Origin of the sequence: Lacticaseibacillus chiayiensis, assembly GCF_004123795.1 — a bacterium.
Classification (GTDB): Bacteria; Bacillota; Bacilli; order Lactobacillales; family Lactobacillaceae; genus Lacticaseibacillus; species Lacticaseibacillus chiayiensis.
Map to the genome: position 1 here is coordinate 1 of NZ_MSSM01000101.1, position 650 is coordinate 650.

The window sequence follows — 650 nt, forward strand, 5'->3', positions numbered from 1 at the left end:
GGAACTGAAACATCTCAGTACCCGCAGGAAGAGAAAGAAAACTCGATTCCCATAGTAGCGGCGAGCGAAGTGGGAAGAGCCCAAACCGAGAAGCTTGCTTCTCGGGGTTGTAGGACTGGACATTGGAGTTACCAAAGTCCGACGTAGTCGAAGTCAGCTGGAAAGCTGCGCCATAGAAGGTGAAAGCCCTGTAAGCGAAACGGCGGACCCTCCGTCCAGGATCCTGAGTACGGCGGAACACGTGAAATTCCTTCGGAATCCGGGAGGACCATCTCCCAAGGCTAAATACTCCCTAGTGACCGATAGTGAACCAGTACCGTGAGGGAAAGGTGAAAAGTACCCCGGAAGGGGAGTGAAACAGTTCCTGAAACCGTGTGCCTACAATTAGTCAAAGCCCGTTAAGGGGTAATGGCGTGCCTTTTGTAGAATGAACCGGCGAGTTACGTTTGCCTGCGAGGTTAAGATGAAAAGTCGGAGCCGGAGCGAAAGCGAGTCTGAACAGGGCGAGTGAGTAGGCAGATGTAGACCCGAAACCAAGTGACCTACCCATGACCAGGTTGAAGGTGTGGTGAAACACACTGGAGGACCGAACCCATGTATGTTGAAAAATGCTGGGATGAGTTGTGGGTAGCGGTGAAATTCCAAACGAA

General features: G+C 52.0%; 1 rRNA gene. It reads left to right on the forward strand.

Annotated features, from left to right (window positions below):
• Positions 1–650: ribosomal RNA gene (locus tag BVJ53_RS14815) — 23S ribosomal RNA — on the forward strand; the annotation flags it as partial.